The sequence below is a fragment of the Streptomyces vulcanius genome, from assembly GCF_042653945.1.
In the GTDB taxonomy this organism is placed as follows: Bacteria; Actinomycetota; Actinomycetes; order Streptomycetales; family Streptomycetaceae; genus Streptomyces; species Streptomyces mangrovi.
In genome coordinates, this window is the sequence record NZ_JBHSFK010000002.1 from 31,867 (window position 1) to 47,379 (window position 15,513).

19 protein-coding genes are annotated in these 15,513 nt (G+C 66.6%); 11 read left to right on the forward strand and 8 right to left on the reverse strand.

What is annotated here, in order from left to right; translation table 11 throughout:
* Positions 1-218: 218 nt before the first annotated feature.
* Positions 219-1,817: an LCP family protein gene (locus tag ACFPIH_RS02340; RefSeq protein ID WP_381167593.1), complete on the forward strand. Its 1,599-nt coding sequence runs from the start codon at positions 219-221 to the stop codon at positions 1,815-1,817.
* Positions 1,818-1,845: 28 nt separating this feature from the next.
* On the opposite strand, the gene ACFPIH_RS02345 is transcribed toward ACFPIH_RS02340, so the two are convergent.
* Positions 1,846-2,877 carry a glycosyltransferase family 2 protein gene (locus ACFPIH_RS02345; protein ID WP_381167595.1) on the reverse strand — a complete coding sequence of 344 codons (1,032 nt, stop codon included), beginning with the start codon at positions 2,875-2,877 and terminating at the stop codon, positions 1,846-1,848.
* 130 nt (positions 2,878-3,007) lie between these two features.
* Between ACFPIH_RS02345 and ACFPIH_RS02350 the strand changes: the two genes are divergently transcribed.
* Positions 3,008-4,486 (forward strand): LCP family protein, encoded by a 1,479-nt coding sequence (locus ACFPIH_RS02350; RefSeq protein ID WP_381167597.1) that lies wholly within the window; start codon positions 3,008-3,010, stop codon positions 4,484-4,486.
* 29 nt (positions 4,487-4,515) lie between these two features.
* On the opposite strand, the gene ACFPIH_RS02355 is transcribed toward ACFPIH_RS02350, so the two are convergent.
* Both ACFPIH_RS02355 and ACFPIH_RS02360 read right to left on the reverse strand, forming a co-directional pair.
* Complete coding sequence (locus ACFPIH_RS02355; RefSeq protein WP_381167599.1) at positions 4,516-5,160, reverse strand: HAD family hydrolase; 645 nt, start codon at positions 5,158-5,160, stop codon at positions 4,516-4,518.
* Positions 5,153-6,463 carry an LCP family protein gene (locus ACFPIH_RS02360; protein WP_381167601.1) on the reverse strand — a complete coding sequence of 437 codons (1,311 nt, stop codon included), beginning with the start codon at positions 6,461-6,463 and terminating at the stop codon, positions 5,153-5,155. The genes ACFPIH_RS02355 and ACFPIH_RS02360 overlap by 8 nt, the downstream gene beginning before the upstream one ends.
* 118 nt (positions 6,464-6,581) lie before the next feature.
* On the opposite strand from ACFPIH_RS02360, the gene ACFPIH_RS02365 reads away from it, so the two are divergent.
* Positions 6,582-7,139, forward strand: coding sequence for an acyl-CoA thioesterase (locus tag ACFPIH_RS02365; protein ID WP_381167603.1), 558 nt, complete (start codon positions 6,582-6,584; stop codon positions 7,137-7,139).
* A 15-nt stretch (positions 7,140-7,154) separates the two neighbouring features.
* On the opposite strand, the gene ACFPIH_RS02370 is transcribed toward ACFPIH_RS02365, so the two are convergent.
* Positions 7,155-7,613, reverse strand: coding sequence for an SRPBCC family protein (locus tag ACFPIH_RS02370; RefSeq protein WP_381167605.1), 459 nt, complete (start codon positions 7,611-7,613; stop codon positions 7,155-7,157).
* 452 nt (positions 7,614-8,065) lie between these two features.
* On the opposite strand from ACFPIH_RS02370, the gene ACFPIH_RS02375 reads away from it, so the two are divergent.
* From ACFPIH_RS02375 to ACFPIH_RS02400, 6 genes are all read left to right on the forward strand, one after another.
* The gene (locus ACFPIH_RS02375) at positions 8,066-8,257 is read left to right on the forward strand and encodes a hypothetical protein (RefSeq protein WP_381167607.1); all 192 of its coding nucleotides are present in this window, start codon (positions 8,066-8,068) and stop codon (positions 8,255-8,257) included.
* Complete coding sequence (locus tag ACFPIH_RS02380) at positions 8,241-8,765, forward strand: DUF6879 family protein (protein WP_381167609.1); 525 nt, start codon at positions 8,241-8,243, stop codon at positions 8,763-8,765. Before ACFPIH_RS02375 ends, ACFPIH_RS02380 begins: the two co-directional genes overlap by 17 nt.
* On the forward strand, positions 8,762-9,592 hold the full coding sequence (locus ACFPIH_RS02385; RefSeq protein WP_381167611.1) for a helix-turn-helix domain-containing protein: 831 nt from the start codon (positions 8,762-8,764) through the stop codon (positions 9,590-9,592). Before ACFPIH_RS02380 ends, ACFPIH_RS02385 begins: the two co-directional genes overlap by 4 nt.
* Before the next feature lie 244 nt (positions 9,593-9,836).
* Positions 9,837-10,091, forward strand: coding sequence for a hypothetical protein (locus ACFPIH_RS02390; protein WP_381167613.1), 255 nt, complete (start codon positions 9,837-9,839; stop codon positions 10,089-10,091).
* 100 nt (positions 10,092-10,191) lie between these two features.
* Positions 10,192-10,416 (forward strand): DUF397 domain-containing protein, encoded by a 225-nt coding sequence (locus ACFPIH_RS02395; RefSeq protein WP_381167615.1) that lies wholly within the window; start codon positions 10,192-10,194, stop codon positions 10,414-10,416.
* An 87-nt stretch (positions 10,417-10,503) separates the two neighbouring features.
* The gene (locus tag ACFPIH_RS02400; protein WP_381167617.1) at positions 10,504-10,989 is read left to right on the forward strand and encodes a hypothetical protein; all 486 of its coding nucleotides are present in this window, start codon (positions 10,504-10,506) and stop codon (positions 10,987-10,989) included.
* Positions 10,990-11,384: 395 nt separating this feature from the next.
* Here ACFPIH_RS02400 and ACFPIH_RS02405 read toward each other — a convergent pair whose 3' ends face one another.
* On the reverse strand, positions 11,385-12,209 hold the full coding sequence (locus ACFPIH_RS02405) for a helix-turn-helix domain-containing protein (RefSeq protein WP_381167619.1): 825 nt from the start codon (positions 12,207-12,209) through the stop codon (positions 11,385-11,387).
* 120 nt (positions 12,210-12,329) lie between these two features.
* On the opposite strand from ACFPIH_RS02405, the gene ACFPIH_RS02410 reads away from it, so the two are divergent.
* A complete protein-coding gene (locus ACFPIH_RS02410; protein WP_381167621.1) occupies positions 12,330-12,530 on the forward strand; it encodes a hypothetical protein in 201 nt (66 codons plus the stop codon).
* A 271-nt stretch (positions 12,531-12,801) separates the two neighbouring features.
* On the opposite strand, the gene ACFPIH_RS02415 is transcribed toward ACFPIH_RS02410, so the two are convergent.
* The 3 genes from ACFPIH_RS02415 to ACFPIH_RS02425 form a co-directional block, all read right to left on the reverse strand.
* A complete protein-coding gene (locus tag ACFPIH_RS02415; protein WP_381167623.1) occupies positions 12,802-13,365 on the reverse strand; it encodes a hypothetical protein in 564 nt (187 codons plus the stop codon).
* Positions 13,362-13,538, reverse strand: a complete 177-nt coding sequence (locus ACFPIH_RS02420; protein ID WP_381167625.1) for a helix-turn-helix domain-containing protein — start codon at positions 13,536-13,538, stop codon at positions 13,362-13,364. Before ACFPIH_RS02420 ends, ACFPIH_RS02415 begins: the two co-directional genes overlap by 4 nt.
* 79 nt (positions 13,539-13,617) lie before the next feature.
* Positions 13,618-14,160, reverse strand: coding sequence for a hypothetical protein (locus ACFPIH_RS02425; RefSeq protein ID WP_381167627.1), 543 nt, complete (start codon positions 14,158-14,160; stop codon positions 13,618-13,620).
* 145 nt (positions 14,161-14,305) lie between these two features.
* Between ACFPIH_RS02425 and ACFPIH_RS02430 the strand changes: the two genes are divergently transcribed.
* Positions 14,306-15,481 (forward strand): tyrosine-type recombinase/integrase, encoded by a 1,176-nt coding sequence (locus ACFPIH_RS02430; RefSeq protein ID WP_381167629.1) that lies wholly within the window; start codon positions 14,306-14,308, stop codon positions 15,479-15,481.
* Positions 15,482-15,513 lie beyond the last annotated feature (32 nt).

Here is a 15,513-nt window from a genome sequence, read left to right on the forward strand (position 1 = left end):
AGGCAGCCCTTCCGGCGGAGTAGGCAGTGCCTACGGCCGGTCGGGCAGCCTCCTACGGCCGAGTAGGTAACCCTCCGGCCAAGTAGGTAACCCTTCGGGCCCGTTGTGCGTCTGACTGGACGCGGGACGGGCCCGTGTCAGGCGCATGGCGGGGAGGGGCAGGGGAAGTGGTGGCGAGAAGCGGGGTGCGGGGCGAGGGTCCTCCGGTCGAGGACACGATGTCGCTGACACCGGTCGACGGCACGGACGGGTCCGGTTCGGGGTCCGGGTCCGGGGACATCGGCAGAAACGTCCGGGGCGCGGACCGCAAACGGCGCAGACGGCGCGTGCTGCGCTGGTCGGCGACCGTGCTGACACTGGTGATACTCGGCAGCGCGGGCGCCGGTTATCTCTACTACGAACATCTCAACGCCAACATCAAGAGCGACGACCTCAACCTCGGCGACACCAAGGACCGCGCGGAGAAGACGCAGGCCAACGCCGCCGGGCAGACCGCCCTGAACATCCTGCTGATCGGTTCGGACGCCCGCGACACCGCGGAGAACCAGAAGCTCGGCGGCGCCAAGGACACCTTCGACGGCCCCCCGCTCGCGGACGTCCAGATGCTGCTGCACATCTCGGCGGACCGCAGCAACATGTCGGTGGTGAGCATGCCGCGCGACACGCTCATCGACATCCCCAAGTGCACCGACCCGGACACCAAGAAGGTGTACCAGGCGAGCACCCGCGCGATGACCAACGAGTCCCTCGGCCGCGGCGGCCCCGGCTGCACGGTCGCGACCTGGGAGAAGCTCACCGGCATCCACATCGACCACTTCATGATGATCGACTTCTCGGGTGTCGTCTCGATGGCCGACGCGATCGGCGGCGTCCCGGTGTGCGTGGACGCCAGCGTCTACTCGCACACCAGCACCGGCAAGGGCTCCGGGCTGAAGCTGGAGAAGGGCACCCACTCCATCAAGGGCAAGCAGGCCCTGCAGTGGCTGCGCACCCGCTACGGCTTCGAGGACGACACCGACCTCGCCCGCGCCAAGGCGCAGCACATGTACATGAACTCGATGGTCCGTGAGCTGCGCGCCAACGCCAAGCTGACCAACCCCAACAAGCTGCGCAAGCTCGCCGAGGCGGCCACGAAGGCGATCACCGTCGACGACGGCCTGGACACCATCACCAAGATGTACGACATGGCCACCGAGCTGCAGAAGGTGCCCACCGAACGCATCACGATGGCGACGATGCCGAACGCGTACGACACCGTGCAGACCGGACGCGTGGTGCCCACCGACGACGCCGCCAAGCTGTTCCGGCTGGTGCGCGAGGACATCGCGCTCGACGGCAAGGACAAGAAGAAGGCGGCGGCCACCGCGAGCCCCTCGCCGACGGTCACGGACACCGCCGCCGACGACGCCAAGATCGCCGTACAGGTCCACAACAGCACGTCCACCAGCACGCTGGCCGCGGCCCGCGGGCGCGCGTCGGCCGTCACCCAGCTGCTGCGGGACAAGGGCTTCGACGAGGCCGTCGCGGACACCTCGGCGGCGACGTCCGAGGCGAAGACGGTGATCCGCTACCCGAGCGCCGATCTCCAGGGCGACGCCCTGCGGGTGGCGAAGGTCCTCGGCGTCCCGACAAGCCAGGTGAAGAAGTCCACCGAGGTCTCCGGCGTCACGCTGTTCGTCGGCGGGGACTGGCGGTCGGGCACCAAGTACGAGGCCAAGAAGGCCGAGGAGAACGACACGACGCCCACGTCGGCGCAGGCGATGAACGGCGCCGACGACACGCAGTGCATGCACGTCGACCCGGCCTACAGCTGGTAGACCGGGCCGGGGGTACGCCTCGCGGGACTCAGCGCGCGTCGCTGAGGACCGCGGGCCGGCGCGAGGCGATGACCCGCTTCGCCAGTGACCTGGGGCTGGTGAGGAAGCCGAACCCCCAGGACATGTGCATGGTGGCGAGGGCGACCGGGATCTGCAGCCGCGCCTTCAGGGGCAGACCCTTGCCGGCCGGCACCGACCCGGCGGCGATCGCCGCGAGGTAGCCGGCCGGGATCACGAACCCGAGCGGGGTGAGGGCCACGCCCACGACCAGGCCCGCGGCTATCGCGCACACGGCGGTCGGCGGGGCGAGGTAGCGCAGGTTGATCGAGCCCTCGTGGTAGCGGGCGACGACGTGCCGCCAACGGCCGTAGTCCTTGTACTGCTTGGCGAGCGCCCTCACGCTGGGCCGCGGCCGGTACGACACCCGCAGCTCCGGCGAGAACCAGATCAGCCCGCCGGCCTCCCGGATCCGGAAGTTCAGCTCCCAGTCCTGGGCGCGGATGAACTCCTCGTTGTAGCCGCCCTGCTGCTCCAGCGCCTCGCGCCGGAACACCCCGAGGTACACGGTCTCGGCGGGCCCCGCCTGCCCTCCGGTGTGGAAGGCCGCGTTCCCGACGCCGATCTTCGAGGTCATCGCGGCGGCGACGGCGTGCTCCCAGTCGTTCTCGCCCTCGGCGTGCATGAGGCCGCCGACGTTCTGCGCGCCGGTCTCCTCCAGGAGCCGTACGGCGGTGGCGATGTAGTCCGCGGAGAGGATGCCGTGTCCGTCGACACGGACCACGATCGGGTGCCGGGACGCCTTGATCGCGGCGTTGAGCGCGGCGGGGGTGCGGCCGGTGGGGTTCGGGACGGTGTGCACGCGCGCGTCCTCCGCCACGAGCTCGGCCGCGATCTCGTCCGTACGGTCCGTGGACGGACCGAGGGCGATCACGACCTCCATCTCGCCTGCGTAACTCTGCGCGAGGATCGCTTGGACGGCTCCGCGCAGATGCCGCTCCTCGTCGAGGACGGGCATGATGACGGACACGGCGGGGAGCTGCATGTCGGGCTTGGCGTTCATAGGGCCCTCACGTTACCGCGAACGGGGGACACGCTCGCGCCCCCCGGGTGCGCCGCCCCGGGCAGGAGATCGTACCGGCCTACGGTACTCACGGCTCCCCCGCCCAGCCGTCGCCCGGAGGTGTCCCCGTATGCCCACCACGCCGCCCCGGCCCCGGCGTCGTCCGCCCCGCCCGCCGGTACGCCCTGTACGTGTACGGAGGAAACGCCCCCGCTGGGCCATGCGGGCGGCGACCACGCTGTCGGTCGTCGTGCTGGCCTCCGCCGGGATCGGTCACTCGGTGGTCACCAGTCTCGACGCGGACATCGCGCGCGTGGATCCCTTCAAGGACATGAAGAACCGCCCGCGGCCCGGTCACGGCATGAACGTGCTGCTGGTCGGCACGGACGCGCGCGACAAGATCACCGAGTTGGAGCGACGCCGGTACCGGCTCGGCGGGGCACCCTGCCACTGCACCGACACGATCATGATCGTGCACATCTCGGAGGACCGGGAGCGGGCCAGTGTGGTCAGCCTGCCGCGCGACTCCTACGCCGTGACGCCCCCGCACACCGACCAGGTCACCGGCAAGGCGCACCGCGGCCACCCCATCAAGCTGAACGCGGCGTACGCGGAGGGCGGACCGCAACTGACCGTGCGCACCGTCGAGAACATGACCCACATCAAGATCGACCACTATCTGGAGGTCGACTTCACCAGCTTCATGAAGACGGTGGACGTGGTGGGCGGCGTGAAGGTCTGCACCGCGCAGCCGCTGAAGGACACGTACACGGGGCTGAACCTGCCCGCCGGCAAGCACACCCTGCGAGGCGGGACGGCTCTGCAGTTCGTCCGCTCCCGGCACGCGGACGCCTCCTCCGACCTCGGCCGGATGAAGCGTCAGCAGCGCTTCCTGGCCTCGCTGGTGGACCAGGCGACATCCTCCGGGATCCTGCTCAACCCGCTGAAGTTCCGGGACGTGACGCGGGCGGTGCTCGGCTCGGTCCGGGCGGACCGGGGTTTCGGCACGGACGAACTCCTCGACCTGGGCCGGGCGATGCGCACCTTCTCCCCGGCATCCTCCGAGTTCACCACCGTCCCCATCGGCCAGCTGGGCTTCATGGCACCGGGCATCGGCTCGACCCTGAAGTGGGACCCGGCGAAGGCGGAACGCCTCTTCCGCGCCGTACGCGAGGACAAGCCCCTCGCCTCCACGGCCCCGCCCCCGAAGCCGCGCCCGCGCCCGCGCCAGGAGCCGGGCCAGCAGGTGGAGGTGGCGCCGCAGCAGATCGTCGTCCAGGTCGAGAACGGCACGTCGACGGTGGGCCTGGGCCGGCGGGTGGACGCGGCGCTCGCCGCGACGGGCTTCCGTACGACCCACCGGCCGGTCGACTCCCCCCACCGCGCCGTCCTGCGCACGATCGTCGTCTACGACCCCCGCTGGGACCGTTCCGCGCGGTCCCTGGCGGCGGCGCTGCCCGGCAGCGAGCTGCGCGCCGCGCCGGGGCTGGGCCGCACGCTGAAGGTGATCGCCGGTACGGACTTCAGGCAGGCCCGCAAGGTACGGGGGCCGCAGCCGGTCACGACGGAGTCGGAGGTCGTGCGGGGCAACGAGGTGGGTTGCGCGTAAGCACTCCGCAGCTGGAGCCGCCCGTCCCCTCAGCGGAACAGTGGCGCCAACTCCCGTTCCAGGTCTGCCGGTTCGCGGTAGTGGACGGCTCGCATGCCGAGGGCCGCGGCGGCTTCGACGTTCTCCTCGGTGTCGTCCACGAACAGGCACCGCTCGGGCCGTACGCCCGCCCGGGCCGCCGCGAGCTGAAGGATGCGCGGGTCGGGCTTGGCGAGGCCGACGCGGGCGCTGCTGACGACGTCGTCGGCGAGGTCGGTGAGGCCCATCGCCGCCAGGTCGGCCTCCAGGCCCGTCGTCGCGTTGCTGACCAGCACCAGCGGCACCCTGGTGCGGGCCCGGCGCAGAAGCGCGACGACGGTCTCGTCGGCGTGGAAGGGCGACTCCAGGAGCGCGGTGCCGAGCGACCAGGCCGTCTCCTGGTCCTCCACCAGACCCGTGAGCCCCTCGGCGACGGCCGCGACCCACTCCTGCTCGGTGATGTGACCGAGCATCAGCGGTCCGTCCACCTCCGGGGAGAACGCCACCTTCTTGGTGGTGCCCTCCGCCAGCCCGGCCGCGCGTTCCAGCGCCTCCAGGTGGGCGGAGTCGAAGTGGCGAATCACGTTGTCGACGTCACAGAGCACCGCGTCGAAGGGACGGCCGGGCGAGCGTCTGTCACCGGGGTGGTCAGTCACTCGACACCGTGACCTTCTCGTCGTTGTTCAGCTCGCTCACCAGCTGCTTCACCTTCGCCTTGTCCCAGACGAGGTTGCCGCCGGAGGAGCCGGAGATCGGCATGTTCATCGAGGTGCCGTCGCCGCCGTTGACACCCTTCATCGCGAAGAACATGGACCCCAGGTCGTACAGCGACATGTCCTTGTCGACGATCAGGGAGTCCAGGCCCGCGCCCATCACCGGGTAGAACTTGAAGGGGTTGAGGATCGTCGTGGGCGTGGCCACCTGGTGGGCCAGGGCGGCCAGGAACTTCTGCTGGTTCTTGGTGCGCTGGAGGTCGGACGCGGCGAACGCGTGCCGGGTGCGGACGAAGGCCAGCGCCTCCTCGCCGTTCAGCGTCTGCTTGCCCGCCTTGAAGTCGGCGCCCGAGTACTTGTCCTTGAACGCCTTGTCGATGGTGATGTCGACGCCGCCGACCGCGTCCACGATGCTCGCGAACCCGGCGAAGCCGATCTCGACGTAGTGGTCGATGCGCAGGCCGGTGTTGAACTCGACGGCGCGCACCAGCAGCGTCGGGCCGTCCTCGGCGTAGGCGGCGTTCAGCTTGACCTGCCGGCCGGTGCCCTTGAAGGTCTTGCCGGACTCGGAGCCCACGTAGGTCGGGATCTCCACGTTCGAGTCGCGCGGCAGCGAGATGAGCGTGTCGCCGTTCGAGCCGACGTGCAGGATCATCATCGAGTCGGTGCGCTTGCCCTCGGCGGAGCCGGTGTGCAGCTCCTTCTTCTCCGCCGCGGACATGCCCTGACGGCTGTCGGAGCCGACGATCAGGTAGTTGGTGCCGTCGCCCTGCTCGGGCCGGTCGATGACCTTCGACAGGTCGACCTCGCGGCGCAGCTTGGAGTCGGCCCAGAAGTAGGTGCTGACAGAGGTGACGACCACCACGGTCACGAGGACGATCGCGGTCCACTTGATCCGGCGGCGCCAGTTCGGCGCGGGCCGCGTGCTCCCGCCGTACCCGCCCTCCGGCCCGCCCGGTCCGCCCGGACCGCCGCCCGGGGGCCGGCCGCCGTACACCTCGCCCGAGCTGTAGCCGCTGTCGTAGCCGGTCTGCCGGGCGTTGGTGTAGTCGCCGTTGCCGTCGCCGTATCCCTGGCCGTTGACATACGACGGCTGCTGCGGGACACCCGGGTTGTTCGGCGGGGCGGCCGGGCCTCGACGGGCCTGCCGCATGACACGCGCGCTCTCCGGCTGGCCGCCGGCACTGCCGTTTCCGTACCGGCTGCCGCGGTCGCCGCCGGACCATCCCTCGGGCCAATCGTTCATGGCCCAAGTGTGCAGGGCCATGCTGTGTCCTATACAGGGGCGTCGGAAAATCAGCGCTCCGCTGTTGCCAAGCTGACACAAAGTCCCGGTCTGTTCCGCTCCGCATAAGGTGGAGGTCATGACAGACCAGGTCACCGTAGTGGACTCGGACCTCCCGGACATCCCCGGCAAGGCCACGTCCGCGTCCCGCACCACCCTCAGCCACATCATGACCCACAACGACACCAATCTGCTGGGCACGGTGCACGGCGGCGTGATCATGAAGCTCGTCGACGACGCGGCGGGCGCCGTGGCCGGGCGGCACTCCGGCGGTCCCGCCGTGACCGCCTCCATGGACGAGATGGTGTTCCTGGAGCCGGTCCGCGTCGGCGACCTCGTCCATGTGAAGGCACAGGTCAACTGGACCGGCCGGACCTCGATGGAGGTGGGCGTCCGGGTCCTCGCCGAGCGCTGGAACGAGTCCACGCCGGCCACCCAGGTCGGCTCGGCCTACCTGGTCTTCGCGGCGGTCGACGCCGACGGCAAGCCGCGCCCGGTGCCCCCGGTCGTCACGGAGACGGAACGCGACAGGCGCCGCTACCAGGAGGCCCAGATCCGCCGCACGCACCGGCTGGCGCGCCGCCGGGAGATCAGGGAACTCCGGGAGCGGCGGATCGCGGAGGGGTTCGAGGACTGAGCTCCGCCGCCGCGCTCAGGCCGGCGCGAGCAGCCGCTCCAGCTTGCCGAACCCCTCGGTCCAGCCCTGCTCGTGCAGGGCGCGGCGCCGCTCGGTGGCGAAGTCGCCCTGGGTGAGGACCACTTCCGCCGACGCTCCGCCGAGGTCGCGCAGCGACAGCGTCACCACCGTCTCCCGGTCCTCGGGGTCGGGCTCCTCCCAGCGGAACGTGTAGCGCAGCAGCTCCGGAGGGTCGACGTCGAGGAACTCCCCCGCCAGGTGGAACACGGAGCCTTCCGGGGGCCGCATCGCGATGCGGTACGTCCCTCCCGGTCTCGGGTCGCTCTCCACGCTCGGGATGGTGAACCCGTCGGGGCCCCACCACCGGGCGAGTTCCCGCGGTTCGGTCAGGGCCCGGAACACGACCGCCCGCGGTGCGCCCAGGACACGCCGCAGACTCAGTACCAGCCCGCCTTCACGCGTGACACGCGTCATCGGGAACCTCCTTCCGGGGCCCACTCCCCCATCGTGGCCCAGGGTCCCGCCGGCCACCACACGCACCTCGCCCTCCGGCCGGGAGACGGCCGGAGGGCGAGGGAGGCGCCGAGCGTGCCTTACGGCAGGTTGCGCGCCATGACGATGCGCTGGACCTGGTTGGTGCCCTCGTAGATCTGGGTACTTTACAGGCCATACTGCCCTGACCTGCACGAATACCCCTCCCAGAGAGGGTCTCCCCAGCATTTCCCCATGATCGTCAACAGTCTCCGCAGGCAGGAGCCGCACTGGAGGCACCACCACCGGCCGCGCGGTAGACGAGCGGGCTCGGCGCAAGTTACGCGGTTTCCCGTTCCGTCAACCGTGATCGCTTGACCGGTGTGCCCAGCCCTCGGGAGCATCAACGAAGAAGCGGGGCACTGGCAGCGGAACGGGAGAGGGGAACCCAGACCATGAAGGTCACCAAGCTGGTCAGCACGTGCGATCTCAAAGACTGCCCGACGATCTACGCAACGGACCGCGGCACCTTCCTGGTGCAGGGCGAGACGCCGCCCGACCACGGGCTTCAGATTCCCGCTCACGAAACCCTCGTCGAGATCCCGATGGAACTGCTTCAGAAGGCCATCAGTGACAGGCTCATCTAGGACCCTCGGCGACCTCTTCGACGCGTTCGAGCGTGAGGCGTTCCGACTGGAAACCCTGGACGACTACAGCAGGTCCGGGAACGTCCACGCCTATCACGCATTCCTGGCAGGAGAGCCGCATCCGGACGACTACAACGCGGGTTGGGTCGAGGAACTCCGCTCCCACACCGAGAAGGGGAAGCGGGTTTACCGGGTGCACATTCTGTCCCGCCCGCTCACGGACTATCTTAGGTTCGAACTCGGGTGGGGCTACCAGAAGAACATTACCGGGGGTGAGGAGTTCTTCATCCTCGACATCACCGACAAACCCAACCCCCTGGAGAACGTTCCGGACTTCTGGTTCTTTGATTCCGATTCCGTAGCTGTGATGAACTACGACGGAACCGGGAAGTACCTAGGTTCGAAAGTGCTACCGCCGGAACGAACGGCGGAATTCACGCGGTACCGTGACGCGGCACTCGGGCAGGCGGAGCCGTTCACCGAATGGTGGGCCAAGTACGGGGCGTGAACAGAGCACAGCTTGGAGCCGCGCTGCGGGCTCTGCGAGTGGCATCCGGCAAGGACGCCAAAGCGGTGGCCCGTAGCGCCCTCATGTCTCCGTCCAAGCTGTCCAAAATCGAGAATGCGAAGCTGGCACCCAGCGCGGCGGACGTTGAGCGCATCCTGACCGCCATCGGCGTATCGGATGAGGTCAAGGCCGAGTACACGGAGGCGGCCAGAGCCTCGGCGACCGAGGCGACAGCGTGGCGACTGCTGAAGCGGATCGGGGTTCACAAGGGTCAGCAGGCCGCCAAGGCCCTGGAAGCTCAGATGTCGATGCTGCGACTGTTCCAACCCGCACTGGTTCCCGGCCTGCTCCAGACACCCGAGTACATCCGGGCCGTTCTGCGACGCCACAATCTGAGTGAGGACGCACTCACGCGAACAATCAACGGGCGACTTGAACGGCAAGCGGTTCTCTATGACAGCACCAAGACGCTGCGGTTCGTCATCACGGAACCGGTCCTACGTTGGCGAATCGTCCCATCACAGATGATGGCTGCACAGCTTGACCGAATCGTTTCCATATCCAGGCTCACTCATGTGGATATTCGCGTAGTTCCGCTAGAGATCCAGCAGCGGGATATTGCGAATCATGCGTTCGTCATTCGCGACGACCGTATGGTCACCATAGAAACGGTTCACGCTGAGGTAGTCGTCACCGACCCTCGGGATGTAAGTCTTTACGTTGACAAGTTCGAAAGATTTGAGCAGGTGGCGCTGGCCGGCGGTGATATGCGGAATCTGATCGAGGGTATCCGCGACGACTTTTTGCGAGAACAGGAAACAGGCTAGAGGTTCATCCTCGGCCCACCGAAGATGGCGGCATGGAGAGCGAAGAGAGAACGTCCGCTCCTGCGACCGAGCCGACGATAAGGACGTGCCTGTCGGGGCTGCCGCGCGAGCCGTCACCCAAGCCCGGCTGCCCCGAGTGTCTTTCTCAGTCGGTCGCCCGCGAGAACGCCCGTTCCACAGGGGACTACAGCGCCGTCTCTGACTGCAACGTGAGACTGCGCCAGCATCAGGCGGAGGCGCACTGATGGACATGCAGACGTGGCGTGACAGCCACGCTCGGGCGGATAACGCAACTACCGCGCTCCGTGAAGCGCTGGCCGCTCTCGACCTCCCTGAACGCATCCAACGGCACTTGCGGCCGATGGTCACCCACCAGGGCGCACCGTTCGTGCATGTGGGTTTGCTCTCGGCCGAGCACGTCGAGCAGATAGCAGCAGCGCTTCGCATCGCGGATGAGGCGCGGAACCTGGCAACTGCGTCCCGCGAAACCGGGTCGTAGTTCCGGGCGCACCTCGCTGTCTCTCCCCCTTGAACTCCCGTCCCACCGGGGCGGCGGCGGTCAGTTCTGGCCGTGATCAGTTGAGCAGGAAGGTGCAGTGATGCAGAACGGAACCGACCTGTACGCGCTCGACATCAATGGGGCCTCATTCGCGCAGGCATGCGGCGGCCCCTGCACCGAAGGGTGCGTGACCCTGGCCCGCATCGGCGACGGCGCCTGGGCCCTCGGTGACAGCAAGCGGCCGGACGCGCAGCCGCTGCGGTTCACCACGGAGGAGTTGGACGCGGCCGGTATCAACCCGGCGCGGTTCGGCCTGAACGTCTGACCCCCTCCCCGACCGGCCCCGGCCCACCCCTCCACAGGATCGGGGCCGGTTGGTCCTTGGACCGTCAACACGGAACGGAAACCACTGGTGCACCATCACGGCTATCTGTGGACCGGCCCGAAAGAGCGTTTCGACAATGAGGCTCTACGTCGTCCACCACACCCTGACCCTCCGCCGGCACCGGTTTCCGATCAGGACTTACAGGCGGAGCGGCTACTCAAACGCTACCGGGAAGTGGTCGCAGAGTTCCCCACTGTCGACCTTCCGCCGATCGAAACTGCGTACTGGCTCATCAAGCCCCGCTCACTGGTTCGGGGCACCTGGGATGAGGCGAAGGAGGCGGCGGCCTGGCTCGGTGAACGGCTGGCCGAGTACGCGCCCCGGTTCGCATCGGAGAGGGACCAGGACACCACGCGTCTGGCCCGGCTGGTGAACGCTGCCGCCGAACAACTGCACTCGGGTGCTGATGCGTCGTACGGCTTCTACCTCGAACGCCCCTCATATCTGTCCCTGGCAGTGGTGACGTGTTCCCCTAATCGCGCGATTCCTGAACTGGCCTGCCCAGGCGCGTAGTCGAAGCAACAAGGAAGCCCCGGCCGGTATGGCTGGGGCTGTTTTGCTCGGTCAGAGCAGCGCACGGAACTTGACCGTGCCACCGATAACGGCCGATCACATCGAGAGGACGGCTACGTACACCCCCAAGTGATCCGCTTCGAGGAACGAGGCGATCCCGCCAAGCGTGTTTACGAATGTCGGGGGTAATTCCTATTCGAAAATGAAAAGGACCCACCGGGGGTGCCTCCCTCGGACCGTGTACGGGTATAAAAATTCCTGCGAGGGAGACGCCTACGCCACCTACGGACGGATCTCCATATCTCGATAAATTGGGTCTGCCGAGAAGGCTCGCTTCCAGTCCGCGTACTCCCTGAGCATAAAAACATTGAGAACCCTGGCGTCGTTACACTCGATCACCTACTTTCACCCCTAAAGAACCCGTGACCGACTCTCCCCCAGAAGTCTGCCAGTTCACGCCAGAAGTACTTCCGCTTATAACTGTGGATCAACGGAAAATACATATCCGACAATTGAAAACACCACTTGGGCGAGTTGACGGGACGGTTGGGGTTGTCCGGGTTCCAAACGATGAGGGCCTTTTCCCGGAACTCATGAAGAGTGTGCCGTCGAATCGCCTCCCTGGTGTTCGGCTTGTAGTGAACCCCGTAGAATTCCCCGATCCACTGCATAGCATCAGTCGTCTGCCGCACCGGTCGCTCTACTTGGCGCCAATCCCTATCTGGAGTCAGATTAAGCAAGGACAAGAAAACAAGTGCAGAACGCTCACCTGCGGCTTCATCCAGGAAGCCAAGAATTCGGAGAAGTTCACGCGCCTCTCGCAGCCTCGCATGCGCTGAAGTCCCAGGAGGAAGGACACTCCGCTCCTGGGTCTCGACCTCTTGGAAGCGGGCCGACGGATGGGGCAGTGGAGCCAGAGCTCGTTGTTGCACCGCCAGCATTGCGAGTGTCTCCTCTGTCCGACCCCTAAGCTCCAGCCACTCCGCGACCTCTCCACCCCATGCTTTGACTACGCGCTCCAAGGCATCTCTTCCTGGAAGTTGCTTCCCAGCCAGCCATGCGTAGTACGTCGTGGGTGAGATGCCCGCTCGTTGGCACGTCGCCTTGGTGTCCCCTGCCGCCCCCGCCGTGTCCCTGAGTTGCCTCAGCCTCAAGGCGAACGCGTGCTGAGGGTTCCCTGCATCGAGCGGTTCCGGTCGTCGCCCCACGTAGTCCCCCATACTCCTGCTTAGTCCTGCATAGTCCTGTGATTTATCGAGGTAGTCCGGAATACTAGTTCAGCCGCTGGCCTGCACGGAAGCTGAGTGTGTTCATCTCGTTTGCGTACAACGGAGGTTGAAGTGGGACTGCCCCTCTATGTCAGGCTGCTGCTCGTCCTGGCAGCGGCGCTGGCAGCGATCATCGTTGGCATGGTGGCCGGCCTACTCATCCGGTGGGAAGGAGTCCGCACGCCAGCCTGCATCCGGGGCGGTTCAGCCGCGGCCAGCGTCGCGCTGACGCTCTTCCTCCTGTTGCTGACGAGCCTCCGCGCCCTGGGGTGAGGGGAAGTTGCACCTGGCTGGCGAGGGGGTCACATGCCTCAGGTACGCATTACCTCGCCAGGAGGTAGGAGACTCCTCCGGGGTCGTTGGCAACCAACTGCCCAACTTCTCTTGCCCGGGCCAGCGCAGGACCCTTCAAGGTCCTGTGCGCACAGGCTGAGATGAGAGAGGGCCCCGGCAAAGGGGCCCCTACTCACTACTAGCTACTCACTATGAACTATGTACTACTACCTATTAACTAATTCACCGGTATAGCGGGAAAGTGGGCACCTCACTGAGCCCAGGGCGCCATCTGATTGTCCGACCTCCAGGGCAGAAGCGTGTTGAACGGATCTCTATCCAGCGCGCCACCCGATACGGACGGGTCAGACAGCCGTGACGCTCCGTTTTTCGGCGGTGCCGACTTCCTGGGCTTGCTCGGTTTGGTGTCGGCAACGGTGATGACCTCGCCGTGCGCCGAGGCCGCTAGCGTCTCGTAGTTCTCTAGGATCGCCACCGGCGCGGACAGCAACAGGTTCGCCGCCCGCCCCTGCTTGCCGTGCTGGGTAAAGAAACCAAACTGTGCCAGCACGTCCCGGCACCGCTTCCCCGGATGGTCGTTCGTGTTGTAACCCAGCTCTTCAGCGATCGTCGTATCGCCTGTGAACATCTGCCCAGTGCGGCCGTTCGCGTGCCGGAGCTGCACCAAGGCCCACAGCAGGTGCTCACGACCGAACTCAGGGGCGTCACAAGCCAGCAAGCCGCCTGGCCCGAATGCGTCGAGCAGCGCTCGGCTCCATTCCTCCTTGGCGTCGTAACGGGCCCGCACAAGACGGCGAGGGTGTACCTGGCTCACACTGCCTCCTGCTGGTCCAGCCAGCGGTCCAGATCCGCAGGACGGCACCGAAGCGACTGCCCCACTTTCCGGAACGGGATCTTTTCCGCCTTCCAGTTCCCGTACACCCAAGACCGGGGCTTGTTCAAATAGTCGGCCACATCGTCGACGGTCATCAGACTGGCGTGCGCCATTCATCCTCCAAGAAACAAGAAAGCCCCCGAATACCCTCGGGGGCTCAATACGTATGAAGTGCCACGTAGTTCAGTCGCGTCAGCTACCTGCTTCAGTCATCTCCTCAAGTACCGCTTTCGCCTTGTCCGTCAACTCTCCTCCCGCCTTACCGGCAACTGTGGTCAGGAAGCCGTCCCTTCTGGCTCGCTTCAGATGATCCTTCACCGTCTCAGGCCGGCGGCCGATGAGTCGGGACAGCCATGGAACGGGCGCAGGAGCCCCGAAATCCGCCATGGCGGTGTACGTGGCGACAAGCAAGGCCAAGTACCGCTCCGAGACGCCTCCGCCCTCTAGAGCGAGCCCCGCCGCCTCCCCCATCTCATTCAGCTTCCCTGCCACCTCCTCCAACGTCCGCTGCGCTTCGGGAGCCTGCTTGGCCAGGTTCAGGGCTGCGGCTACATCGAGCCTGCGCAGGACAGTGGTCGAGATACCACGTGCAACCTCGCGTGCAGGGGCGCCTTCGGCCGACTCGATGGTGACCCGCTGCGGTCCCCCGTTGATCGGCCCTACAGGCCACCACATGCGGACCACCCAGGCGCCTTGCTGCTGAGTGATCTCGAACCCGTTGTCATCCGCTTCCATAACCCTCAAGTTAGCACACCCAGGGGGCTCCACCCTGTGTTGACAACCCAGGGTGGTCAGTGCGCAAACTTGAAACGCCGGGGAGTGACCGGCACGACAGCGGGACGAGCCCGTATGTCGGCAGCAGCAGGAGGGGGCCGCTTCAGTGGCAAGGGCATGGGTCGCACGGTCGACGGACGACCCGAAGAAGTGGACGACGTTCTGGTACGACCCGGACGGCAAGCAGCGACAGAAGACCTTCGCGACCAAGACGCGAGCCGACGACCACCGCAAGCGCAAGGAACAGGAACTCGACGCCGGGACCTACCTGGACGACCGGTTGGGCAAGCAGCCTGTGACGGCCGTGTGGGAGCAGTGGACGAATCAAAGGAAGCTGGAGAACAGCACCAAGAAGCAGTACCGGTCCATCCAGAAGACGACTCTTGAGCCGTTCTTCAAGGCCCGTTCCATCGTGTCCCTGAAGGTCGCTGACGTTGAGCAGTGGCTCTTGTGGATGGAACAGGACCGGAAGCTCTCCGCTCGCACACGGCGTCAGCGGTTCTCGTTCTTCTCCGGGATGATGGACTGGGCTGTCGTCAACGAGATCATCGGCCGGAACCCGTGCAAGAAGGTCAGGGGCGCGGGCAGCCGCGCCAAGGAGATCCGGGAGCACAAGAGCACCGCGCGGCGACTCACGACGCGGGAAGTCCTGGCGATGCTCGATGCCGCTCCTCCGCGATACCGCGCGATGCTGTGGCTCATGGCCGGGTGCGGCCTGCGGTTGGGTGAGGCCATGGCGGTGTCCCGCGATCAAATCGACTTCAAGGCCGAGACGCTTCGCGTCGACTTCCAGATCGCGGAGGACGGAGACACGGAGTCGGGGAAGAACAGCGCGATTCAACGTCGGCACATCAAGGCTCGTGACGAAGGCGAGCCAAGGCGTTCCGTCCCCCTCCCGCCGAACGTCGCCTTCGAGCTTCGGCGGCACATCAGGAACCACGGCGTATGGGGGCCGGAACGACTTCTCTTCCCCAACGTGACGCGGACTGGCTACCTCTACGCGTCGTACTTCTACCCGAAGATCTGGATGGAGGCTCTGGGCAAGGGACAGGTGAAGTACTGCAAGGCTCACTCGCTCCGGCACTACTACGGGTCGCGGCTGCTGTACGCCGGAGTCCCCGAGAACGACGTGGCCGACTGGATGGGCCACAGCAGTACTGACGTGCTCAGGGAGCACTACCACTACATCTTCGAAGGGGCCGAGCAGCGCGGCCGTGCAGCCATCGCAACCATGCTGACGCCCGGCGCGGACGACCCCACGGTGGCGACAGAGGTCGCCTGATCCACGTACGACAACAGCCCCCGGCGAGTACG

Coding starts and splice junctions, on each gene's coding strand:
- ACFPIH_RS02425 (WP_381167627.1), bottom strand. CDS start 14,160: ATGGAAGCGGATGACAACGGGTTCGAGATCACTCAGCAGCAAGGCGCC.
- ACFPIH_RS02420 (WP_381167625.1), bottom strand. CDS start 13,538: ATGGCGCACGCCAGTCTGATGACCGTCGACGATGTGGCCGACTATTTG.
- ACFPIH_RS02360 (WP_381167601.1), bottom strand. CDS start 6,463: ATGAACGATTGGCCCGAGGGATGGTCCGGCGGCGACCGCGGCAGCCGG.
- ACFPIH_RS02365 (WP_381167603.1), top strand. CDS start 6,582: ATGACAGACCAGGTCACCGTAGTGGACTCGGACCTCCCGGACATCCCC.
- ACFPIH_RS02375 (WP_381167607.1), top strand. CDS start 8,066: ATGAAGGTCACCAAGCTGGTCAGCACGTGCGATCTCAAAGACTGCCCG.
- ACFPIH_RS02350 (WP_381167597.1), top strand. CDS start 3,008: ATGCCCACCACGCCGCCCCGGCCCCGGCGTCGTCCGCCCCGCCCGCCG.
- ACFPIH_RS02370 (WP_381167605.1), bottom strand. CDS start 7,613: ATGACGCGTGTCACGCGTGAAGGCGGGCTGGTACTGAGTCTGCGGCGT.
- ACFPIH_RS02340 (WP_381167593.1), top strand. CDS start 219: ATGTCGCTGACACCGGTCGACGGCACGGACGGGTCCGGTTCGGGGTCC.
- ACFPIH_RS02405 (WP_381167619.1), bottom strand. CDS start 12,209: ATGGGGGACTACGTGGGGCGACGACCGGAACCGCTCGATGCAGGGAAC.
- ACFPIH_RS02345 (WP_381167595.1), bottom strand. CDS start 2,877: ATGAACGCCAAGCCCGACATGCAGCTCCCCGCCGTGTCCGTCATCATG.
- ACFPIH_RS02395 (WP_381167615.1), top strand. CDS start 10,192: ATGCAGAACGGAACCGACCTGTACGCGCTCGACATCAATGGGGCCTCA.
- ACFPIH_RS02390 (WP_381167613.1), top strand. CDS start 9,837: ATGGACATGCAGACGTGGCGTGACAGCCACGCTCGGGCGGATAACGCA.